Source organism: Streptomyces globisporus (assembly GCF_003501885.1).
In the GTDB taxonomy this organism is placed as follows: Bacteria; Actinomycetota; Actinomycetes; order Streptomycetales; family Streptomycetaceae; genus Streptomyces; species Streptomyces globisporus_D.
The window spans coordinates 1-21804 of sequence record NZ_QWFA01000099.1 but is presented as its reverse complement, the minus strand read 5'-3'; the positions used below and the strand labels follow the sequence as shown (position 1 = coordinate 21804).

The following is a 21804-nucleotide window of genomic DNA, read 5'->3' as shown; positions in this document are numbered from 1 at the left end:
CACCGGACCGCGGTCCGGTGCTCAGACCGTGATCAGGGCCTCCAGCGGGGTGCCCGCGAGGCCCGGCTCCAGGCGGGCGCGGCCCGCGAGGAAACCGAGCTCCATGAGGACCGCGACGCCCGCGACCTGGGCGCCGGCCCGCCGGATGAGGTCCAGCGAGGCCTCGGCGGTGCCGCCGGTGGCGAGGACGTCGTCGATGACCATGACCCGGTCGTCGGCGTCGAGGTCCTCGGCGTGGATCTCGATCTCCGCGCTGCCGTACTCCAGATCGTAGGTCTGGCTCAGCGTGGCTCCGGGGAGCTTTCCGGCCTTGCGGACCGGGACGAAGCCGATGCCCGCCCGGACCGCGACGGGCGCGGCCAGGATGAAGCCGCGCGCCTCCAGGCCGACGATCTTCGTGGCGCCGTGCCGTACGCACAGCTCCGCGAGGGCGTCGGTGAGCGCGGTGAAGGCGACCGGGTCCGCGAGCAGCGGCGTGATGTCCTTGAACACCACGCCCGGCTTCGGGTAGTCCGCGACATCGCGGATTCGGCTGAGCAGCAGCTCCCTGATGGATTCGGTGGTGCTCGTCATCGCTCAGCGCTTCCCGGGGGTGCGGTGCGACCGGGGGCGGCCGATCGCCGTGCCCGCGGTCTCCGCGTCGTCGCGCGGGCCCTCGGGGCCGTCGTCGGGGGACTCGCCCTTGGCGGCCGCGGCGGCCCGCTTGGCCAGGACCCGCTTCTTCAGCGCCTTCATCTGCGGGTCGCGTTCCTTGAGGTCGGCGACGAGCGGCGTGGCGATGAAGATCGAGGAGTAGGCACCGGCGGCGAGGCCGACGAACAGCGACAGCGAGATGTCGTTCAGCATGCCCGCGCCGAGGACGCCGCCACCGATGAACAGCAGACCGGCCACCGGCAGCAGCGCCACCACGGTGGTGTTGATGGAGCGGACCAGGGTGCTGTTGATCGAGCGGTTGGCGATCTCGCTGTACGTGTAGCGGGTCTGCTTGGTGATGTCCTTCTGGCCCTCCTTGAGGCTGTCGAAGACGACCACCGTGTCGTACAGGGAGTAACCGAGAATGGTCAGCAGACCGATCACCGTGCCCGGGGTGACCTCGAAGCCGACCAAGGCGTAGACGCCGACCGTGATGGTGATGTCGTGGATCAGCGCGATGAGGGCGGCGACGGCCATCCGCCACTCGAAGGCGATGGCCAGATAGATCACCACCAGGATCATGAAGACCCCGAGTCCGGTCCACGCCTTGTTGGCGATCTGCTCACCCCAGCTGGGGCCGACCAGGTCCGCGTTGATGTCGTCGGCGGGGATGCCGAGCTCGTCGGAGAGGGTCTCCTTGATCTCGTTCGCCTTGGCGGTGTCGACCTCGGTGATCTGGATGCGCAGACCGCCGTTGCCGAGCTCCTGGACGATCGCCATGTGGCCGGAGGCCTCGGTCGCCACGTCCGTGGCCTGGGCGGTGGAGATCTGGGCCTTGGTGTCGGTCGTGAAGACCGCGCCGCCCTTGAACTCGATGCCCATGCGGAGGCCGCCGACCGCCACGCCGATGATGGCCGTGATGGTGATCAGTATCGAGACGCCGTACCAGATCTTGCGGTTGCGGATGAAGTCGTAGCCGACCTCGCCGCGGTAGAGCCGGGCGCCGAGATTGCCGAGTCGCGACATCTCACGCCTCCTTCGGTTCGGTGGGGGCGTTGACACGGCGCGAGCTGCGCAGCGGCGGCTGGGCGCCGAGCCGCTTCGGGTCCAGCCCGGACCACGGGCCGCCCTTCGAGAAGAACTTCGTCCGGCCCATGAGCGTCATCAGGGGCTTGGTGAAGAGGAACACCACGACGACGTCGAGGAGCGTGGTGAGACCGAGCGTGAAGGCGAAGCCCTGCACCTTGCCGACGGTGACGATGAAGAGCACCGCTGCGGCCAGGAACGACACGAAGTCGGAGACCAGGATGGTGCGGCGGGCACGCGGCCAGGCACGCTCGATGGCCGGTCGCAGCGTGCGTCCTTCGCGGATCTCGTCTCTCACGCGTTCGAAGTAGACGATGAAGGAGTCCGCTGTGATGCCGATGGCGACGATGGCGCCGCAGACCGCCGGGAGGTTCAGCGCGAAGCCGATGGCCGGGCCCAGCAAGGACATGATCGTGTACGTCAGGATGCCGGAGACCAGAAGGCTCAGCAGGGCGATGAACGCGAGACCCCGGTAGTAGACGACCAGGTAGATGATGACCAGCGCCAGACCGATCGCGCCGGCGATCAGGCCCGCCTGGAGCTGCTCGCTGCCGAGCGCGGCGGTCACCGTGGTGACGCTGACCTCCTTGAAGGTCAGGGGCAGGGCACCGTAGGAGAGGATGTTGCCGAGGTCCTCGGCCGACTGCTGGTCGAAGCTGCCGGAGATCTGGGCGTTCTTGCTGAGCGCCTGGCGCACCGACGGGGCGGAGACGACCTCGCCGTCGAGGACGATCGCGAACTGGTTCATCGGCGGCTGCTGCTGCGCGAGCCGGCCGGTGATCGTCTGGAACTTCTTGGCGCCGGCGGAGGTGAACTCCATCGACACGATCCACTCACCGGACTGCTGGTCGATGGCGCCCTTGGCGTCGTCGACGTCGTTGCCGGAGACCTCGGCCGGGCCGAGGATGTACTTCTCGTAGCTGCCCGGGACGTTCGAGCCGCAGGCGACGATCGAGTCGGTGGGCTTGGCGTTCTTGCCCGCGTCGGTCCGCTGCTTGGGGTCGGTGCAGTCGAGCTTGGTGAACTCCTCCTGGAGCTTGGCCGTGGCCGGGTCCGCGGAGGGCGACGCCTCGGGGGACTCCGACGCCTTCGGCTTGTCGGAGGCGCCGGGGGTCGGGTCGTCCTTCGTCAGGGCGCCGGTGACCGCGCGGCCCTGGGTGGTGGCGCTCGCCGAGGGGGTGGCCTCCGAACCGGTGGCCTCCTCGCCCTTGGGCTCGTCCCCGTCCGTCGCCTTGTCCTCGCCCTGGGCGGACTCGCCGGGCTTCGGGGTGCCGGAGGCCGAGGGGCTGGCGGAGTCGGAGGGCTTGGGCGCCTCGGGGCCGCTCGCCTGCACCGTCAGAACAGGCCGGAAGTAGAGCTGGGCGGTGGTACCGACCTGCTCCTGGGCCTGCTTCGAGTTCGTCCCCTTGGGGATGTTGACGATGATGTTCTTGTTGCCCTGGGTCTGGACCTCGGCCTCGGAGACGCCCAGACCGTTGACCCGCCGCTCGATGATGCCGACCGCGGTGTCCATGTTGGTCTGGTTGATCGCGTTCGGCTTGCCGGGCTGGTTCTGCGCTTCCAGCGTGATCGACGTGCCGCCGGCCAGGTCGATGCCCAGCCGGGGTGTGGTGTGCCCGGACAGGAACATCCCGCCGGCGAGCGCGACCATGACGATGAGGATCAGAGCCAGGGCACGCCCCGGCCTGCCCTGACCGCCGGCCGGCCCTCGGCCCTTCTTGGGTGCTGCCACCTTCTCGTTTCTCCCTGTCCAACCGCCCCGCGCCGGGTACGCGCCCGAGCGGCCACGAAGTGTAGTGGGGACCCTGCCCCCGCAGACGACCGCACGGTCCCGGGGACGCCCCGCGCCGGTGGGCGCGCGACGTCCCCGGGATCGTGAGAACTACTTGGAGTCGGCGTCGCCGTCGGTCTTGCCCTTGCCCTTGGCGTCCTGGACGTCCTTGGTGCCCTTGACGTCCTTGGCCGTGGCGTCCTCGGTCTCGGCGTCGGCCGCGTCGTCCTTGCCCAGGTCGATCTTGGCGACCTCGGCGTCGGCGTCCCCGGTCAGCGAGGAGGCGTCGTCGGGAACGACGGTGCCGTCCGTGTCCAGCTCCGGGTCGTCGCCGTGGACGATGCGGTTGTACTCCGCGTCGTCCAGGACGGCGCCGATGGCGTTCTTCGCGTAGACGGCGTGCACGCCGGGGGCGACCTCAAGGAGCACGGTGTCGTCGTGGACTTCCTTCACGGTCGCGTACATGCCCCCGATCGTGCGGACGCCGGTACCGGGCTGCATGTCGTTGCGCATCTGCGCGGCCGCCGCCTGCTTCTTCTTGGCGGAGCGGGTCATCAGGAACATGGCCCCGATGAGCACGATGAAGGGGAGGAGAGTGATGAGATCCACGGGACGGGAATTCCTTCGCACGACCGCGACTGGAATGCGGCCTCTATATACGGGGGTGGGTACACCGACCGGTTAGGGCGGCATCGGCGGAGTCTAGATGAGTCCGCATCGATGGAACAACGCCCAGCATGGCACCCAGGTTCCTGTCCGCGCGAACCTGTGACATATCACGCCCCGAACAAACCCTGTTGTCCCTTTGCTCCGTGCTGCGGCGGGACCAGTCCCAGATGCGCCCAGGCCGCAGGGGTGGCGACCCGGCCGCGCGGGGTCCTGGCCAGCAGTCCTTCCCGTACGAGGAAGGGCTCGGCGACCTCCTCGACGGTCTCGCGCTCCTCCCCCACGGCGACCGCCAGGGTGGACAGGCCCACGGGGCCGCCGCCGAACAGCTTCAGCAGGGCGCCGAGGACGGCGCGGTCCAGCCGGTCGAGTCCCCGGGCGTCGACCTCGTACACCTTGAGGGCCGCCGCGGCGATCTCCCGGTCGATCGCTCCCTCCGCCTTGACCTGGGCGTAGTCGCGGACGCGTCGGAGCAGCCGGTTGGCGATACGGGGGGTGCCGCGGGAGCGTCCGGCGATCTCGGCTGCGCCCTCCACGTCGATGCCGACGTCCAGGAGGCGGGCGGAGCGGTGGACGACGCGCTCCAGCTCGGCGGGGGCGTAGAACTCCATGTGTCCGGTGAAGCCGAAGCGGTCGCGCAGCGGGGGCGGCAGCAGTCCGGCGCGGGTGGTGGCCCCGACCAGGGTGAAGGGGGGCAGCTCCAGCGGGATCGCGGTGGCGCCGGGGCCCTTGCCGACGATGACGTCGACCCGGAAGTCCTCCATCGCCATGTAGAGCATCTCCTCGGCGGGCCGGGACATGCGGTGGATCTCGTCGAGGAAGAGGACCTCGCCCTCCTGGAGGGAGGAGAGGATCGCCGCGAGGTCGCCGGCGTGCTGGATGGCGGGGCCCGAGGTGATGCGGATCGGGGCGTTCATCTCGGCGGCGATGATCATCGAGAGGGTGGTCTTGCCGAGGCCGGGGGCGCCGGAGAGCAGCACGTGGTCGGCGGTGGCGCCGCGGGCGCGGGCCGCCTTGAGGACCAGGTCGAGCTGTTCGCGGACCTTCTCCTGGCCGACGAACTCCTCCAGGTCCTTGGGGCGCAGCGCCGCCTCGACCGCGGTGTCCTCGCCGTCGGCGTCCGCGTCGACCAGCCGGTCGTCGAAGACCGGGCCGGTCGGCTCGTCGGTCTCGGGTCCGGTCTCGTCCCAGTTCATCAAGGGCCTCTTCGGTGGTTCGGTGCCGGTCAGCGTGCGCGGTTGAGAGTCTGCAGGGCGGCCCGCAGCAGCTGGGGCACAGGGGGTGCGGTGCCCTCGGCGACGGCGGCCTCTGCCTGCGGGGCGACGGCGTTGACGGCCTCGTCGGCCTCGCGGCTCGCGTAGCCGAGGCCGATCAGGGCGGCCTGGAGCTGATCGCGCCAGCCCGAGGTGACGGGGGTGCCGATGCCCTGCTGGCCGATGTGCGCGCCGACCGGTTCGCCGAGCCGGTCCTTGAGCTCCAGCAGCAGCTTCTGAGCGCCCTTCTTCCCGATGCCGGAGACGGCGGTCAGCGCCTTCTCGTCGCCGGTGGAGACCGCGAGGCGCAGGGCGTCGGGGCTGTGGGTGGCGAGCATCGCCTGGGCGAGCCGGGGTCCGACGCCGCTGGCGGTCTGGAGCAGCTCGAACACCTGCCGCTCGTCGTCGTCCCGGAAGCCGTACAGCGTGAGGGAGTCCTCCCGGACGACGAGGGAGGTGGCGAGCCGGGCCTCCTTGCCGACGCGCAGGTCGGCGAGGGTGTGCGGGGTGCACTGGACGGCCATGCCGATGCCGCCGACCTCGATGACGGCCGTGGTCGGGGCGAGGGCGGCCACCGGGCCGGAGACGAAGGCGATCATGCGGTGCGGCCTTTCAGCGTGCGCGGGGCGCGGGACGCGCCGGAGGTACGGGGTGCGGCGGACGCGCCGGCCTCGGGGGCGGTGCCGGAGGTACCGGTTACACCGGGGGTGGTGCCGGACGATCCGGGCGTACGGGATGCGCGCGGCGTGCGCGAGACACCGGGCGCGCGGGCAGCGCCGGACGCGCCCGACGTGCGGTGGGCCGCCACCGCCTGCTGGAGCCGGTTCTGCGCGGGGGCCCGCCAGATGTGGCAGATGGCGAGGGCCAGGGCGTCGGCGGCGTCGGCGGGCTTGGGCGGCGCGTCCAGCCTGAGCAGCCGGGTCACCATGGCCCCGACCTGGGCCTTCTCCGCGCGGCCCGAGCCGGTGACGGCGGCCTTGACCTCGCTGGGCGTGTGCAGGGCGACCGGGATGCCCCGGCGGGCGGCGCAGAGCATGGCGATCGCGCTGGCCTGGGCGGTGCCCATCACCGTACGGACGTTGTGCTGGGCGAAGACCCGCTCCACCGCCACGTAACCCGGGGAGTACTCGTCGAGCCAGGCCTCGATGCCCCGCTCCACGGCGACGAGCCGGTCGCCCAGCTCCGCGTCCGAGGGGGTGCGCACGACGCCGACGCCGAGCATGGTCAGCGGGCGGCCCGCGACCCCCTCGACCACGCCGACACCGCACCGGGTCAGTCCCGGGTCAACGCCCAGAACCCGCATGGAGCCCCCCTGTCCTCGCTGCTCGCGATGCCCACTCGTTCATCTGTTCCCGCAGGCTATCGGCTCGCACTGACAAAGCCTCGCAATCACATGACGACGGGCCGACGGGGTGTCCCCCGTCGGCCCGTCGTACCGTGCTGCGCCGGCCGCGCCTCAGGCGTCGACCTTCTCCATGACCTCGTCGGACACGTCGAAGTTGGCGAAGACGTTCTGCACGTCGTCGCTGTCCTCCAGCGCGTCGATGAGCTTGAAGATCTTGCGCGCGCCCTCTTCGTCCAGCTCGACCTGCATGGTCGGCAGGAAGTTGGCCTCGGCGGAGTCGTAGTCGATGCCCGCCTCCTGGAGGGCGGTGCGCACCGCGACCATGTCGGTGGCCTCGCTGACCACCTCGAAGGTCTCGCCGAGGTCGTTGACCTCCTCGGCGCCCGCGTCGAGGACCGCGCCGAGGACGTCGTCCTCGGTCAGCTCGCCCTTGGGCACGATCACGACGCCCTTGCGGTTGAACAGGTACGAGACGGAGCCCGGGTCGGCCATCGAGCCGCCGTTCCGGGTCATCGCGACACGTACGTCGGACGCGGCGCGGTTGCGGTTGTCGGTGAGGCACTCGATGAGCACCGCGACACCGTTGGGGCCGTAGCCCTCGTACATGATCGTCTCGTAGTCGGTACCGCCCGCTTCGAGACCGCCGCCGCGCTTGACGGCGGAGTCGATGTTCTTGTTCGGGACGGAACTCTTCTTCGCCTTCTGGATGGCGTCGACGAGGGTCGGGTTGCCATCGGGGTCGACACCGCCGGAGCGGGCCGCGACCTCGATGTTCTTGATCAGCTTCGCGAAGAGCTTGCCGCGCTTGGCGTCAATCACGGCCTTCTTGTGCTTCGTCGTAGCCCATTTAGAGTGGCCGGACATCTGCCTTCTCCTTCGCGTCACCAAAATCGAGTCGAACCCGAGAGATCCTACCGGGGTCCGCTCACTTCACTGCGCGCACCATGTCCACGAACAGAGCGTGCACGCGATGATCGCCGGTCAGTTCGGGATGGAACGATGTGGCGAGGGCAGTTCCCCGGCGTACGGCCACGATGTGACCGCCGTGCTCGGCGATGACCTCGGTCTCCGCCCCGACGGACTCCACCCAGGGGGCGCGGATGAAGACGCCCTCCACGGGGCCGCCGTCGATCCCGGCGACCTCGACCGCGGCCTCGAACGACTCGTTCTGCCGGCCGAAGGCGTTGCGCCGCACGATCATGTCGATGCCGCCGACGGTCTCCTGGCCCGAGCGCGGGTCGAGGATCTTCTCGGCCAGCATGATCATGCCGGCGCAGGTGCCGTAGACCGGCATCCCGGCCCGGACCCGCTCGCGCAGGGGCTCCATCATGCCGAAGAGGACCGCCAGCTTGGACATGGTGGTCGACTCGCCGCCCGGAATGACGAGGCCGTCGACCTCCGCCAGCTCCTCGGGGCGCCGGACCGGCCTGGCCAGGGCGTCAGCCGAGGCCAGGGCGATCAGGTGCTCCCGTACGTCGCCCTGGAGCGCCAGGACGCCGATCACAGGGGTGGTGTCACTCATCAGTGGTTACCAGCCGCGGTTGGCGTAGCGCTCGGACTCGGGCAGGGTGTCGCAGTTGATGCCGACCATGGCCTCGCCCAGGTTGCGGGAGGCGTCCGCGATGACCTTCGGGTCGTCGTAGAAGGTGGTGGCCTTCACGATGGCGGCGGCGCGCTTGGCCGGGTCGCCGGACTTGAAGATGCCGGAGCCCACGAAGACGCCCTCGGCGCCGAGCTGGCGCATCAGCGCGGCGTCGGCGGGGGTGGCGACGCCACCGGCGGAGAACAGCACGACGGGCAGCTTGCCCAGCTCCGCGACCTCCTTGACCAGCTCGTAGGGGGCGCGGAGGTCCTTGGCGGCGGCGTACAGCTCGTTGTTGTCGAAGCCCCGCAGACGCGCGATCTCGTTCTTGATCTGGCGCAGGTGGCGGACGGCCTCGACGACGTTTCCGGTGCCGGCCTCGCCCTTCGAGCGGATCATGGCCGCGCCCTCGGCGATACGGCGCAGGGCCTCGCCCAGGTTGGTGGCGCCGCAGACGAAGGGGGTGGTGAAGGCGAACTTGTCGCTGTGGTTGACCTCGTCGGCCGGGGTGAGGACCTCGGACTCGTCGATGTAGTCGACGCCCAGGGACTGGAGAACTTGGGCCTCGACGAAGTGGCCGATGCGGGACTTGGCCATGACCGGGATGGAGACGGCCCCGATGATCTCCTCGATCATGTTGGGGTCGGACATCCGGGCCACGCCGCCGTCCTTGCGGATGTCGGCGGGGACCCGCTCCAGGGCCATGACGGCCACGGCACCCGCGTCCTCGGCGATCTTCGCCTGCTCGGCGTCGACGACGTCCATGATCACGCCGCCCTTGAGCTGCTCGGCCATGCCGCGCTTGACGCGCGCGGTGCCGGTGGCGGGGGACTCGGCGGACTGCGGGGTGCTGGGAAGCGTGGACACGGGACCTCACTCGGTGAAAGACGCTGGATACTGCATCGCCGAGCAAACGCTGTGGGAGCAGGCCACAGCAAGGGCCAATGAACAGGCCGTGGATCGTTTTGGCCTGGGATCCCTTCCTCGGTCGTCCCCGGCTCAGGTGCCCGGGCGGTCCGCGAGAGCCACCGGCGGGGCGTCGTCCATCTCGAAGGCGAGCGGGAACGGGGCGTGCCCGGCCAGCCGGAGGAGCCGGACGGTGCGGTGCCGGCGCAGGGCGCGGGCGGCACGCACGGCGTCGTTGTGGAAGCGGCGGGCCATGGGCACGCGGCGTACGGCGGCGGCCAGTTCGGTGGCCGCGTCCTCGCCGCCGGGGATCTCCTTCACCGCGTCGACCTGGGCCGGTTCGCCGAAGACGGCGCGCAGCGCGGTGCTCAGCTCGCTCTCGGCGACCTCACGGTGGTCCTCCTCGGCCTGCCGGGCGGCATGCGCGGCCTCGTACAGGACGATCGAGGCGGCCGGGTCCAGGACGCCGGAGGTGGCCAGCTCCTGGGTGACCGAGGCGCGGCGCAGCAGTTGGGCGTCGAGGGCGGCGCGGGCGGCGTCGATCCGGGAGTGCAGGCGGTCGAGTCGGCCGGCGGTCCAGCTGAGGTACACGCCGATCGCGATGAGCGCGAGGACGATCCAGACGATGAGGGTTACGGTCACGGGCCCACACGCTACCGTCGCCGGCGGCCCCCGCTTCAACAGGAGCCCCTGAGGCCGCGTACCGGGGCCCGGACCGCGCCTCCGTCAGTTGCGGGCCCCCGGGGCTCAGTCCCGCGCGAGCCCGAACCGGGCCCGCAGCCCGGAGCGTTCGTCCGCCGCGACCGACGCGGCCCCGTCGGTCACCGTCTCGTACACCGCGAGGATGTCGGCCCCCACCGTCCCCCAGTCGAAGCGCCGTACATGGGCCTCGCCGCGCTCGCGCAGTCCCTTCCGGCGCTCCGGATCGCCCAGCAGCCTGATCGCGGCCTCGGCCAGCGCGTCGGCGTCCTCGTTGGCGAACAGGTCGCCCGCCGCACCCTGGTCCAGCACCTGCGCGAAGGCGTCCAGGTCGCTCGCGAGGACCGGCGCCCCGGCCGACAGCGCCTCGACCAGGATGATGCCGAAGCTCTCGCCGCCGGTGTTCGGGGCCACGTACACATCGACGCTGCGCAGCAGCCGCGCCTTGTCCTCGTCGCTGACCATGCCGAGGAACTCGACGCGCTCGCGCAGCTCCTTCGGCAGCGTGGCCACCGCCTCCTCCTCGTCCCCGCGCCCGGCGACCAGCAGCCGGGTCTCGGGGCGGGCGGCGAGGATCGCGGGCAGCGCCCTCATCAGGACGGGCAGGCCCTTGCGCGGTTCGTCGATGCGGCCGATGAAGCCGAGCGTCTGGCCCTGCCACTCGGCCTTCGGCTCGGCCTGGGCGAAGAAGCCGACGTCGACACCGTTGGGGATGACGACGGCGTCCCCGCCGAGGTGCTCGACCAGGGTGCGCCGGGCGTACTCGCTGACCGCGATCCGGGCGCTGATCTTCTCCAGCGCGGGCTGGAGGATCGGATACGCAGCGATCATCGCCCGGGAGCGAGGGTTGGAGGTGTGGAAGGTGGCCACGATCGGCCCCTGCGCCGCCCAGCAGGCCAGCAGGCCCAGCGACGGGGAGGTCGGCTCGTGGATGTGGATCACGTCGAACGTGCCGTCGTGCAGCCAGCGCCGCACCCGGGCCGCCGACAGGAAGCCGAAGTTCAGCCGGGCGACGGAGCCGTTGTACGGGACCGGGACGGCCCGGCCCGCCGAGACGACGTACGGAGGCAGCGGTGTCTCGTCGTCGGCGGGGGCCAGCACGGAGACCTCGTGGCCGAGCCGGATCAGGTGTTCGGCGAGGTCCCGGATGTGGAACTGCACGCCGCCCGGTACGTCCCAGGAGTACGGGCAGACGATGCCGATCTTCACTTCGGTCCCCCCCGGGGGTCCAGGTCGTCCAGCCAGAGCCGCTGGAGCATGTGCCAGTCCTCCGGGTGCTCGGCGATCCCGCCGGCGAAGGCGTCGGCCAGCGCCTGCGTCATCGCGGACGTCTTCTCGGTACGGGTGCCCTCCTCGGGCACCTCGACCGCCGGGTGGACGCGGGCGCCCATCACCGGCGTGCCGTCGTACCAGAGGGTGACCGGCAGCAGCAGTGCGCCGGTCTGCTGGGCGAGCAGCGCCGGGCCCGCGGGCATCCGGGCGGTGGCGCCGAAGAACGACACCTCGACGCCGGACGCGGACAGGTCCCGGTCCGCGACCAGGCAGACCAGGCCGCCCGCGCGCAGCCGCCGGGCCAGGGTCCCGAAGGCGGCCCCGCCGCTGTGCGGCAGGACCTCCATGCCGAGGCCCTCGCGGTAGGCGACGAACCGGTCGTAGAGGGTGGCGGGCTCCAGCCGTTCGGCGACGGTGGTGAAGGGGACCTTGAGGTGGGTGGTGACCCAGGCGCCCGCGTGGTCCCAGTTGCCCAGATGGGGCAGGGCGATGATCACGCCCTTCCCGGCGTCCAGCCCATCGGTGAGCAGGTGGACGTCCTTGACGTCGATGCCCGCCCTGATCCGCTCCGGGCTCCAGGTCGGCAGCCGGAACGACTCCATCCAGTAGCGCATGTAGGAGCGCATCCCGGCCCGCGACAGCTCGGCCAGCCGCGCCGGGCTCGCGTCGGGGACGACCCGCGCCAGATTGGACTCCAGGCGCAGCACGCTCTTGCCGCGCCGCTTCCAGACCTGGTCGGCGATGGTGCGGAAGAGACGGGCGGCGGCGGGCTCGGGGAGCGTCTTGACCGCCCCCCAGCCCAGCCCGTACAGCCCGTCGGTGAGCCGGCCCCTGAGCTCCCTCACCGGTCGGCCTCGCTCCCCTGCCCGGCGGCGCCCGCGGCGGCTGCCTCGGCGGCGTCCGCCTCCGCCGATTCGCGGCGTACGGTCACGACCCGCTGGATCAGCGTCACGAGGCTGCCCACGGCGACGATCCACAGCGCGATCGGGAGCAGGACGTCGACGCCGGGGACGCCGAACGTGTGCAGTCCGGCGAGACCGGCGGCGACCAGCGAGATCACCAGGCGCTCGGCGCGCTCCACGAGGCCGTTGACCGCGACCGGCAGCCCGATCGACTCGCCGCGCGCCTTCGTGTACGAGACCACCTGGCCGCTGGCCAGGCAGAAGATCGCGACGGCGCAGAGGATGTTGTCGTCACCGCTGCCCGCGTACCAGAGGGCGAAGCCGGCGAAGATCGCCCCGTCGGCGACCCGGTCCAGCGTCGAGTCGAGGAACGCGCCCCACCGGCTGGAGATCCCGGCCTGCCGCGCCATGTTGCCGTCGACGAGGTCGGAGAAGACGAAGATCGTGATGACGATCGTGCCCCAGAAGAACTCCCCCATCGGGAAAAAGACCAGCGCACCTGCCATCACTCCGGCCGTACCGATGAGAGTGACCGCGTCGGGGCTGACCCCGAGACGGAGCAGCAGAGCGGCGAACGGTGTGAGGACACGCGTGAAGAATGCACGCGCGTACTTGTTCAGCATGGCCTTCCCGAGGGTTCGGTTCGCCGGGCGGCCCCTTCGGCCACCGGCTGGCCCATCGTAGTCACGGCCGGTCCCTTCCACCGGACGGGCACCCGCCGCCGGGTGTCACCCGCCCCGGGCACCGCCGTGCCCGGGGCGCCATCCCTGGACGGGGCCGCCCGTGCGCGAGATATGGACGAGGCCCCGCCGCGGTGCCAAGCTCGAAGGACCGCGGGCGTCGCCGAGACCGCCGCGGCGGCCTCCCCACCCCCGTGACCACCGCTGCTCCGCGCGCGGTCGCCCTCCCCCGCACCGCGCCATCGACCGGGAGGCACGCACCATGGGCGACAAGGCACACGCACACCCCGGAGCCGCCGGAGGAGCACCGGCGGCCGACCGCCCCTCCGCCGTACGGAACGTGGTGCTGGTCGGCCCCAGCGGATCGGGCAAGACCACGCTGGTCGAGGCCCTGGCCCTGACGGCGGGGGCAGTGAACCGGGCCGGCCGGGTCGAGGACGGGGCGACCGTCTCCGACTACGACGAGATCGAGCAGCGCCGACGGCGTTCCGTACAGCTCTCACTGGTCCCGGTGGCCTCGGACGGGTGCAAGATCAATCTGCTGGACACCCCCGGTTACGCGGACTTCGTCGGGGAGCTGCGGGCCGGTCTGCGCGCGGCGGACGCGGCCCTCTTCGTCGTCTCGGCGGCCCAGGAGGCCCAGTCCGTGGCGGCGACCACCCGGGCCGCCTGGGAGGAGTGCGCGCTCGTCGGCATGCCGCGCGCGATCGTCGTCACGCACCTGGACACCGCCCGCACCTCCTTCGACGACATGATCCGGATCTGCGCCGAGAACTTCGGGGGCGACGACCCCGACGCCGTACTGCCGCTGTACCTGCCCGTACTGGGCGCCGAGGGAGCCGACGGGCACGCCCCACTCACCGGCCTCACCGGGCTGCTGAGTCGGCGGATCCTCGACCACTCCTCGGGCGAACGCACCGAGCTGCCGCCCGCGCCCGAGCAGGAGGAACCGCTGCGGGCGGCCCGGAACCGGCTGATCGAGGGGATCATCGCCGAGAGCGAGGACGAGTCCCTGATGGACCGCTACCTCGGCGGCGAGGACATCGACGTCGCCACCCTCATCGCCGATCTGGAACGGGCCGTCGCCCGGGGCTCCTTCCACCCCGTCCTCACGGCGGCCCCGGCGGCCGAGGGCGCCCGCCAGGGCATCGGCACTGTCGAACTGCTGGAGCTGATCACCCGCGGCTTCCCGACCCCGCTGGAGCGCACCCCGCCCGTCGTCACCACCCCGTCGGGCAAGCCCCGGCCCGCACCGGTCTGCGACCCGGAGGGCCCGCTGGTCGCCGAGGTCGTCAAGACGTCCTCCGACCCGTACGTGGGACGCGTCTCGACGGTCCGCGTCTTCTCCGGCACCCTGCGCCCCGACGACTCCGTGCACCTGTGCGGCCACGGCCTGGACGCCACGGGGCACGCCCCGCGCCCCTGTCACGAGGCGGAGATCCGTGTCGGGGCGCTCACCTCTCCGTTCGGCCGCCGGCAGAACGCGCTGGACCGGTGCATCGCGGGCGATCTGGTGTGCGTGGCCCGGCTCGGCGAGGCGGAGACCGGCGACACGCTCTCCGCGGTCGGCGACCCGGTCCTGATCGAGCCCTGGTCGACACCGGACCCGCTGCTTCCGCTGGCCGTACGGGCGCACGGCAAGGCGGACGAGGACAAGCTGTCGCAGGGCCTGGCCCGGCTGGTCGCCGAGGACCCCACACTGCGCCTCGAACAGAACCCGGACACCGGCCAGGTCGTCCTGTGGTGCCTGGGCGAGGCCCACCAGGAGGTGGCCCTGGAGCGGCTGCGCAGCCGGTACGGCGTCCAGGTCGACGCGGAACCGCACCGGGTGCCGCTGCGCGAGACGTTCGCGGGCCGGGCCGCCGGGCGCGGACGCCACGTCAAACAGTCCGGCGGACACGGCCAGTTCGCGATCTGCGAGATCGAGGTGGAGCCGCTGCCACCGGGCTCCGGCATCGAGTTCGTCGACAAGGTCGTCGGCGGTGCGGTGCCGCGCCAGTTCATCCCCTCGGTGGAGAAGGGCATCCGGGCCCAGGCCGCCAAGGGGCTGGCCGCCGGGCGCCCGCTGGTCGACGTACGGGTCACGCTGCTGGACGGGAAGGCGCACTCGGTGGACTCCTCGGACGCCGCGTTCCAGACCGCCGGGGCTCTCGCGCTGCGCGAGGCCGCGGCCGAATCCCGCATCCAGCTCCTGGAACCGGTGTGCGAGGTGAGCGTCGTGGTCCCCGACGACTACGTGGGCCCGGTGATGAGCGACCTGTCGGGGCGGCGGGGCCGGGTCGTGGGCACCGAGCAGAGCGCCGGCGGGCGCACCCTCGTACGGGCGGAGGTGCCGGAGATCGAGGTCGGCCGGTACGCGGTGGACCTGCGCTCCCTGTCGCACGGCACCGGCCGCTTCGACCGTACGTACGCCCGGCACGAGGCGATGCCGCCGCAGATCGCCGACCGGGTCCGCGCGGAGCCGGCGAACGGGTCCCCCGGCGCGTGACCGGCGCACTGTCGCACACGCCGTTCCGTTCACGCCGGTGACCGGTGGTGGTGTGATCCGGACGATACGCTGTGGTCGCAGCTCAGAAGGTATGCCGCGTACGGTAGTTGGGCACACCGCAGGAGCAGACGTGCGGCGAGTGGGGGCGACAAGGTGGCCAACGACGGATTCGACTTCTCACCCGGGGCCCAGATCCCGATCCAGGGCTCGGGCAGTCAGACCGTGGCGACCAACGCCCTGGCCTCGGCGGCGTATCGGGACAGTCCGGTGGAGGCGATCCTCGACGCCAACAGCGAGTGGCACAAATCGGAAGTGAAGCCGGGCTCCTCCAAACTCTTCAAGTCCGACTACTTCAAGCCGAATCTCGGTGAGGCGTTCGCCCGTGCCGTCCAGGAGCGCATGCTCGGCGGCGCCCGCAAGGCGCTGATCCAGTCCTTCGGGACGGACCCGCAGACCGTGGTGGAGCACTGCCTGTCGGCGAACAATCTGCGCAAGGCCCGCGACACCCGCCTCACCCTGGTGACCGTGGTGTTCGGCGTGCTGTTCCTGCCCGGCATGCTGGCCTGGGTGATCGCCTTCCGGATCCGGGACGCGCTCAACAAGTCCAAGGACACGGCGTTCAAGGCCGTCGGCACGGTGCTGTTGGCCGTCTTCGGGGTCGGTGCGCTGATCCTGGTGGTGAAGCTGCCGCTGGACGGCTTCTGGGCCCTCTACTTCCGGGGCGCGGTCATCGCGCCGGTGATCGGCTGGGTGCTCGCCAAACGGATCGCCGAGACCTCGGCCAAGGACATGCGTGCCCGCTGGGAAGGGCTCCTCTCCGGCACCGGGGTGATCGCGAAGATCCCCGAGGCGGTGCCGAAGAACCCCAACGAGACCGCGCGCGAGGCCCTGCGCCAGGGTCTGGAGAAGCTGTCGGCCGAGCAGCAGTCGAACGCCGTCTTCTACGCCGGCCCCAAGGGCGTCCTCGGCATGGGCACCCGCTGGGGCAGCTGGCAGCTCGCCGAGGAGCTGGTCCCCAAGGACCCGACGAAGGAGATCCACCAGTTCCGCAGCTGGGACCTGATCCGGATCATTCACGACCAGTTGAAGATGCTGGAGCGCGGACCGCTGAACACCGGCGGCTTCCCCAAGCCGTCCGTGAAGCACTGGATCGTCTCGCCCATCGGGGAGAACGCCGACGCCGTCACCCGCCCCGAGGGCGAGGACGTCGCCACCTTCCAGGTGAAGCCCCACGAGATACAGCGGATCTGCAACCACCAGCAGTTCGGCAGCGGCGACCGGCACTACCTGGGCGTCCAGTTCACCCTCTGGGACGGCCAGCTGGTGATCACCATGATGATCACCGTCACCGTGCTCCACGAGACGCTGCGCATCGAGGTCACCGGCCATGCGCTCGGCCCGGTGCACGGACTGTTCCTCACCAAACCGGCGGCGAAGACGAAGACGGTCAACAAGACCGTCCGCTTCTGGGAGACCCGGGACGTCCAACTGGCGCTGGTGGACGCCAAGGAGGTCGTCCGGCTCGCCCTGCGCGCCCCCCTCACCTGGTATCCGCCGCTGCTGGACTACCTGGGCGGGAAGATCGTGCTGCCCGAGCCGTTCGGACTCCGGCACGCGTGGGCGGCCAAGCCGTGGAACCACCGCTTCATGGCGGACGACGCGATGCGTGCCGCCACCCCGGTGCTGCGGGCGGTCCACTCGGCGGCGATGCGGGTCCTCGCGGAGAACGGCGTCGACACGGAGCGCTTCGACAACCGCTCGGGCATACTGAGCGGCCTCGTCCAGGACCCGGCCCCGCGCAAGGCCGACGTCTACGACGCGTAGGTACGACGCGTACGGCAGAGGCCCCCGCCGCGGCGGGGGCCTCTGCGTTCGACGTCCTAGACGGCGGCGGGCCAGGCGTCGGCCAGCATCGCCCGGGTGTCGCCCAGCAGCTGGGGCAGCACCTTGGTGTGGCCGATGACCGGCATGAAGTTGGTGTCCCCGCCCCAGCGCGGCACCAGGTGCTGGTGCAGATGGGCGGCGATCCCCGCGCCGGCGACGGAGCCCTGGTTCATGCCGATGTTGAAGCCGTGCGCCCCGGAGGCGGCGCGCAGCGCGACCATCGCCCGCTTGGTGAAGTCCGCCAGCTCCGCGGTCTCCGGCCCGTCCAGCTCGGTGTAGTCGGCGACATGCCGGAAGGGGACGACCATGAGGTGGCCGCCGTTGTACGGATACAGGTTCAGCACCGCGTAGACGTGCTCGCCGCGGGCCACGACGAGCCCGTCCTCGTCGGATTTCGCCGGGATCGAACAGAACGGACAGCCGTCCTCGGCACCCGGGCCGCTCGGCTTGTTCTCGCCCTGGATGTACGCCATCCGATGGGGCGTCCACAGGCGCTGGAATGCGTCGGGCGTCCCCACGCCGATCTGCTGCTCCGGCTCACTCGTCATGCCGATCAGCATATTGCGTCACCCCGGCCGAGCGTGTCGCCGGGGCCGCACCGCTCGGCCGCCCACGATGCTGAGGCGATGAGCGACCGAACCGCCCCCGATCCACCCGCCCGGCTGACCCGGTGGGAGCAGCGCACGGAGGTTCCGCTCTTCCTCGCGGGGCTGCTCTTCCTCACCGGGTACGCGGTCCGGGTGCTGACCCCGCACGAGGCGGAGCCGTGGAACGACATCGCGCTGATCCTCGTCTGGTCGACCTGGCTGCTCTTCCTCGTCGACTACGCGACCCGGCTGCGCCTCAGCGGCTTGGGCGCGCGCTTCCTCCGGACGCACTGGCTCGACACCGTGGTCCTGCTGCTGCCGCTGCTGCGCCCGCTGCGCATGGTGCAGGTGTACCAGGTGGTCCAGCGCCGCCGCGACCGGCCGCGGCTGAGCCTGTACGCGCGGGTGATCTCCTACGCCGGCCTGACCGCCATCCTCCTCGGCTTCGCCGCCGCGCTGGCGGTCTACCACTTCGAACACACAGTCCCCGGCGCCTCCATCCGCAGCTTCGGCGACGCGGCGTGGTGGGCCTGTGCGACGCTGACGACGGTCGGTTACGGGGACGCCACCCCGGTCACGTTCTGGGGGCGGGTGGTCGCGGCGGGACTGATGGCCGGCGGTCTCGCGCTGCTGGGCGCGGTGACGGGGTCGTTCTCGTCGTGGCTGATCCAGGTGTTCACCAGGGAGGACGAGAAACGGCCCCCGGAGCGGGATTAGCGCTCCGGGGGCCGCTTCCGGCGTGAGGATCCAGCCTCTGCCGTACGGATCAGACCTGTACGCGATCCTCGACGGCCTTCGCGATCTTGGCGATGGCCTCGTCGACCGGGATGCCGTTCTCCTGCGAACCGTCGCGGTAGCGGAAGGAGACGGCACCGTTGGCCATGTCCTCGTCACCAGCGATGATCATGAACGGGACCTTGTTCTTCTGCTGGTTGCGGATCTTCTTCTGCATCCGGTCCGAGGACGCGTCCACGTCCACCCGCAGCCCCTGCTTGCGCGCCTTGGCGGCGAACTCCTGGAGGTAGGGGATGTGGGCGTCACCGATCGGGATGCCGACGGCCTGGACCGGGGCGAGCCAGACCGGGAACGCGCCCGCGTAGTGCTCCAGGAGCACGGCGAAGAAGCGCTCGATGGAACCGAACAGAGCACGGTGGATCATCACCGGGCGCTGCTTGGAGCCATCGGGACCGGTGTACTCCAGGTCGAACCGCTCCGGCAGGTTGAAGTCGAGCTGCACGGTCGACATCTGCCAGGTGCGGCCGATCGCATCCTTGCACTGCACGGAGATCTTCGGCCCGTAGAACGCGGCGCCGCCCGGGTCGGGTACCAGGGGCAGGCCCTGCTTCTCGGCGACCTGACGCAGGGTCTCGGTGGCCTCTTCCCAGGTCTCGTCGGAGCCGACGTACTTCTCCGGATCCTTGGTGGACAGCTCCAGGTAGAAGTCGGTCAGCCCGTAGTCACGGAGCAGGTTCAGCACGAAGGTGAGCGTGCGGTCCAGCTCCTGAGCCATCTGCTCCTTGGTGCAGTAGATGTGCGCGTCGTCCTGCGTGAAGCCGCGCGAGCGGGTCAGGCCGTGCACGACGCCCGACTTCTCGTACCGGTACACCGTGCCGAACTCGAAGAGGCGCAGCGGCAGTTCGCGGTAGGAGCGGCCGCGCGCGTCGAAGATCAGGTTGTGCATCGGGCAGTTCATCGGCTTGAGGTAGTAGTCCACCCCGTCGTCGAGCTGCATGGGCGGGTACATGCCGTCGGCGTACCAGTCCAGGTGGCCGGACTGCTCGAAGAGCTTGCCCTTGGTGGCGTGCGGGCTGTAGACGAACTCGTAGCCCTCCTCCTCGTGCCGGCGTCGCGAGTAGTCCTCCATGGCCCGGCGGATGACGCCGCCCTTGGGGTGGAAGACCGCGAGGCCGGGGCCGATCTGGTCGGGGAAGGAGAAGAGGTCCAGCTCGTTGCCGAGCTTGCGGTGGTCGCGCTTGGCGGCCTCCTCCAGGAACTCCAGGTGCGCCTTCAGCTCGTCCTTGGTGGGCCAGGCGGTGCCGTAGATGCGCTGGAGCATCGGGTTCTTCTCGCTGCCGCGCCAGTACGCCGCCGCGTTGCGCATCAGCTTGAACGCCGGGATGAAGCGGGTGGTGGGCAGATGGGGACCGCGGCAGAGGTCCTTCCAGCACAGCTCGCCGGTCTTGGCGTCGAGGTTGTCGTAGATGGTCAGCTCGCCGCCACCCACCTCGACGTCCGCGCCGTCGTCCGAGGAGGCGGAGCCCTTGATGCCGATGAGCTCCAGCTTGTACGGCTCGTTCGCCAGTTCTTCGCGGGCGTCCTCGTCGGAGACCACGCGGCGGGAGAACTTCTGGCCCCGCTTCTGGATCTCCTGCATCTTCTTCTCGATGGCCTTGAGGTCCTCGGGGGTGAACGGCTTCTCGACGTCGAAGTCGTAGTAGAAGCCGTCCTTGACCGGCGGGCCGATGCCGAGCTTGGCCTCGGGGAAGAGCTCCTGCACGGCCTGGGCCATGACGTGCGCGGTGGAGTGGCGCAGGATGTTGAGGCCGTCCTCGGAGGAGATCTCCACGGGCTCGACGCTCTCGCCGTCCTGGAGGACGTACGACAGGTCCTTCAGCTCGCCGCCGATGCGCGCGGCGACGACGGTGCGCTGACCGGGGAAGAGCTCACCGGCGGTCGTGCCCGTCGTCACCACGTGCTCTTCCCGCTCGGAATCGCGTTGGATGATCACACGGACGTCTGACACCGGTCTCTCCTGTCTGAGGGGGCACCCCGGCTCGCTCGGCCAGGGAGATACGAATCGTACCGAGCCGTACGCCCCCGACGCGAACGCCTTCCGGGCGGCCCTACGCCTCCTCCCCCGCGCACGCCTCCTCGAAGAAGTCGACGTTCTCCTGGAGCGCCTTCATCAGCCTGTCCCGCTCCGCCTCGTCGACCTGGACTGGGGCGACCTGTGAGGCCCCGGTGAGCCGCCGGAAGCCGCCCCGGTTCTCCAGCCGCCCGTCCACCCGCAGCGGCAGCCCCACGAGGTGGGCGTGGCCCGCGATGCGGTACGCCTCCTCGTCCAGCTCCACGCGGACGTGCGCGACCTCGGCCCCGGCCAGCACCCGCAGCCGTACGATCCCCGCGCCGCGCGGCCCGGAGCGGCGCAGCCGGACCACAGCGCCGGTCAGTCGGACCTGCACGGCGGGTTCGTCGCGGAGGTAGCGGGCTCCGGCGGCGCGCAGGGCGGGCAGGTCGCCCGGGGAGAACTCGACGGGCGCGGGGCGGGCCGGGCAGCCGTCCGGGATGCCTGCGGCGGGGGCCCACCGCAGGTCGATCCGGGCCCCTTCCGAGCCGCGTACCAGGGCGATCAGCGCCTCGGTCAGCTCCCGGCCGACGCCCGCGGCGATCGCGCTGTCGAAGGCCTCCATGCCGCCGGTGGCCCGCTGGTAGTCCACGGCCTCCCGGGTGGCGTGCAGGGCGTGGCAGAGCTGGACGGCGACGGCGCGCCCGGAGGCGACGGGGACGTACGCGGTGAGGCCGCGGCCGTCGGCGCCGGGCCCGATCAGGGCGTCGTCGAGGGCGGCCCGGGCCTTCCGGCGGTGCCGGGCGCCGTGGTAGCCGGCCCGGCCGCGGGCCGCGAGTGCCCCGGCCATGAGGACCTGCCGGGCCGCCGACCGCAGCTCCTCCGCCTCGGCCCAGCCCGCGGCCCCGGCCGCTCCGGCCGCCGATTCGGGGACCTCGCGCCACCAGCGGATCTCGTCGCTGGGCACGGCGAGGGAGACGAGGACGTCGCGGGCGGAGGGGTCGGCGCTGCGGCCGAGGGCGAGGAGGGCCTCCTCGATCAGCTCCCCGCTGTCGGGGAAGGCCGCGCTCTCGGGCACCAGCAGGCTGGTGGCCCCGGCGGCGGATCCGGGCGGTGTCCAGCGGCCGTAGCGTCCGGGCGCTCCGCCGCGCCGCTGCCAGCCGTGCCGGCGCAGGAGGGCGCCGAGGACGGCGGGGTCGGGCAGTTCGGTGCCGGCCTCGGCGAGCGGCGGGGGCCAGGGGCGGATGGCAGCGGCGCGGCGGATC

Annotated in this window: 20 protein-coding genes; 3 read left to right on the top strand and 17 right to left on the bottom strand. The window is 71.3% G+C overall.

Features of this window, described 5'->3' with window-relative positions:
* Window positions 1-21: 21 nt before the first annotated feature.
* From D3105_RS19205 to pgsA, 14 genes are all read right to left on the bottom strand, one after another.
* The gene (locus D3105_RS19205) at window positions 22-573 is read right to left on the bottom strand and encodes an adenine phosphoribosyltransferase (RefSeq protein WP_118904360.1); all 552 of its coding nucleotides are present in this window, start codon (window positions 571-573) and stop codon (window positions 22-24) included.
* Between the two features lie 3 nt (window positions 574-576).
* On the bottom strand, window positions 577-1659 hold the full coding sequence (gene secF, locus D3105_RS19200; protein WP_118904359.1) for a protein translocase subunit SecF: 1083 nt from the start codon (window positions 1657-1659) through the stop codon (window positions 577-579).
* Between the two features lies 1 nt (window position 1660).
* A complete protein-coding gene (gene secD, locus D3105_RS19195; protein ID WP_118904358.1) occupies window positions 1661-3451 on the bottom strand; it encodes a protein translocase subunit SecD in 1791 nt (596 codons plus the stop codon).
* Window positions 3452-3601: 150 nt separating this feature from the next.
* Window positions 3602-4099, bottom strand: a complete 498-nt coding sequence (gene yajC / locus D3105_RS19190; RefSeq protein ID WP_118904357.1) for a preprotein translocase subunit YajC — start codon at window positions 4097-4099, stop codon at window positions 3602-3604.
* A gap of 167 nt (window positions 4100-4266) precedes the next feature.
* Entirely contained in the window at window positions 4267-5352 is a 1086-nt protein-coding gene (gene ruvB / locus D3105_RS19185; RefSeq protein ID WP_118904356.1) for a Holliday junction branch migration DNA helicase RuvB, read from the bottom strand.
* A gap of 29 nt (window positions 5353-5381) precedes the next feature.
* Complete coding sequence (gene ruvA, locus D3105_RS19180; protein WP_007457926.1) at window positions 5382-6008, bottom strand: Holliday junction branch migration protein RuvA; 627 nt, start codon at window positions 6006-6008, stop codon at window positions 5382-5384.
* On the bottom strand, window positions 6005-6712 hold the full coding sequence (gene ruvC / locus D3105_RS19175) for a crossover junction endodeoxyribonuclease RuvC (RefSeq protein WP_118904355.1): 708 nt from the start codon (window positions 6710-6712) through the stop codon (window positions 6005-6007). Before ruvC ends, ruvA begins: the two co-directional genes overlap by 4 nt.
* A 153-nt stretch (window positions 6713-6865) precedes the next feature.
* Window positions 6866-7618: a YebC/PmpR family DNA-binding transcriptional regulator gene (locus D3105_RS19170; protein WP_006123225.1), complete on the bottom strand. Its 753-nt coding sequence runs from the start codon at window positions 7616-7618 to the stop codon at window positions 6866-6868.
* Between the two features lie 61 nt (window positions 7619-7679).
* Window positions 7680-8276 carry a pyridoxal 5'-phosphate synthase glutaminase subunit PdxT gene (gene pdxT / locus D3105_RS19165; protein WP_118904354.1) on the bottom strand — a complete coding sequence of 199 codons (597 nt, stop codon included), beginning with the start codon at window positions 8274-8276 and terminating at the stop codon, window positions 7680-7682.
* Window positions 8277-8282: 6 nt separating this feature from the next.
* Window positions 8283-9203, bottom strand: coding sequence for a pyridoxal 5'-phosphate synthase lyase subunit PdxS (gene pdxS / locus D3105_RS19160; protein WP_003970325.1), 921 nt, complete (start codon window positions 9201-9203; stop codon window positions 8283-8285).
* Window positions 9204-9335: 132 nt separating this feature from the next.
* Entirely contained in the window at window positions 9336-9884 is a 549-nt protein-coding gene (locus D3105_RS19155) for a hypothetical protein (protein ID WP_030712533.1), read from the bottom strand.
* Between the two features lie 105 nt (window positions 9885-9989).
* Complete coding sequence (locus tag D3105_RS19150) at window positions 9990-11150, bottom strand: glycosyltransferase family 4 protein (RefSeq protein ID WP_118904353.1); 1161 nt, start codon at window positions 11148-11150, stop codon at window positions 9990-9992.
* The gene (locus D3105_RS19145) at window positions 11147-12058 is read right to left on the bottom strand and encodes a phosphatidylinositol mannoside acyltransferase (RefSeq protein ID WP_118904352.1); all 912 of its coding nucleotides are present in this window, start codon (window positions 12056-12058) and stop codon (window positions 11147-11149) included. The genes D3105_RS19150 and D3105_RS19145 overlap by 4 nt, the downstream gene beginning before the upstream one ends.
* Complete coding sequence (gene pgsA / locus D3105_RS19140) at window positions 12055-12738, bottom strand: phosphatidylinositol phosphate synthase (protein ID WP_118904351.1); 684 nt, start codon at window positions 12736-12738, stop codon at window positions 12055-12057. The genes D3105_RS19145 and pgsA overlap by 4 nt, the downstream gene beginning before the upstream one ends.
* A gap of 319 nt (window positions 12739-13057) precedes the next feature.
* Between pgsA and D3105_RS19135 the strand changes: the two genes are divergently transcribed.
* Entirely contained in the window at window positions 13058-15283 is a 2226-nt protein-coding gene (locus D3105_RS19135) for an elongation factor G-like protein EF-G2 (RefSeq protein WP_118904350.1), read from the top strand.
* 153 nt (window positions 15284-15436) lie between these two features.
* Window positions 15437-17107, top strand: a complete 1671-nt coding sequence (locus D3105_RS19130; protein WP_118904349.1) for a hypothetical protein — start codon at window positions 15437-15439, stop codon at window positions 17105-17107.
* A gap of 56 nt (window positions 17108-17163) precedes the next feature.
* Here D3105_RS19130 and D3105_RS19125 read toward each other — a convergent pair whose 3' ends face one another.
* Window positions 17164-17727, bottom strand: coding sequence for an HIT family protein (locus D3105_RS19125; protein ID WP_030712517.1), 564 nt, complete (start codon window positions 17725-17727; stop codon window positions 17164-17166).
* 66 nt (window positions 17728-17793) lie between these two features.
* On the opposite strand from D3105_RS19125, the gene D3105_RS19120 reads away from it, so the two are divergent.
* On the top strand, window positions 17794-18471 hold the full coding sequence (locus D3105_RS19120) for a potassium channel family protein (RefSeq protein ID WP_118904348.1): 678 nt from the start codon (window positions 17794-17796) through the stop codon (window positions 18469-18471).
* Between the two features lie 49 nt (window positions 18472-18520).
* Here the strand turns inward: D3105_RS19120 and thrS are convergent, their stop codons facing one another.
* Both thrS and D3105_RS19110 read right to left on the bottom strand, forming a co-directional pair.
* Window positions 18521-20497, bottom strand: coding sequence for a threonine--tRNA ligase (gene thrS, locus D3105_RS19115; protein WP_118904347.1), 1977 nt, complete (start codon window positions 20495-20497; stop codon window positions 18521-18523).
* Between the two features lie 100 nt (window positions 20498-20597).
* Entirely contained in the window at window positions 20598-21803 is a 1206-nt protein-coding gene (locus tag D3105_RS19110) for a hypothetical protein (protein ID WP_425315747.1), read from the bottom strand.
* Window position 21804: the final 1 nt, after the last annotated feature.

Bases quoted from the DNA above. Each gene is read 5' to 3' on its own strand.
- pdxT (WP_118904354.1), bottom strand. From the start codon at position 8,276: ATGAGTGACACCACCCCTGTGATCGGCGTCCTGGCGCTCCAGGGCGAC.
- D3105_RS19135 (WP_118904350.1), top strand. From the start codon at position 13,058: ATGGGCGACAAGGCACACGCACACCCCGGAGCCGCCGGAGGAGCACCG.
- pgsA (WP_118904351.1), bottom strand. From the start codon at position 12,738: ATGCTGAACAAGTACGCGCGTGCATTCTTCACGCGTGTCCTCACACCG.
- D3105_RS19125 (WP_030712517.1), bottom strand. From the start codon at position 17,727: ATGCTGATCGGCATGACGAGTGAGCCGGAGCAGCAGATCGGCGTGGGG.
- ruvC (WP_118904355.1), bottom strand. From the start codon at position 6,712: ATGCGGGTTCTGGGCGTTGACCCGGGACTGACCCGGTGCGGTGTCGGC.
- D3105_RS19170 (WP_006123225.1), bottom strand. From the start codon at position 7,618: ATGTCCGGCCACTCTAAATGGGCTACGACGAAGCACAAGAAGGCCGTG.
- D3105_RS19120 (WP_118904348.1), top strand. From the start codon at position 17,794: ATGAGCGACCGAACCGCCCCCGATCCACCCGCCCGGCTGACCCGGTGG.
- secF (WP_118904359.1), bottom strand. From the start codon at position 1,659: ATGTCGCGACTCGGCAATCTCGGCGCCCGGCTCTACCGCGGCGAGGTC.
- ruvA (WP_007457926.1), bottom strand. From the start codon at position 6,008: ATGATCGCCTTCGTCTCCGGCCCGGTGGCCGCCCTCGCCCCGACCACG.
- D3105_RS19205 (WP_118904360.1), bottom strand. From the start codon at position 573: ATGACGAGCACCACCGAATCCATCAGGGAGCTGCTGCTCAGCCGAATC.
- ruvB (WP_118904356.1), bottom strand. From the start codon at position 5,352: ATGAACTGGGACGAGACCGGACCCGAGACCGACGAGCCGACCGGCCCG.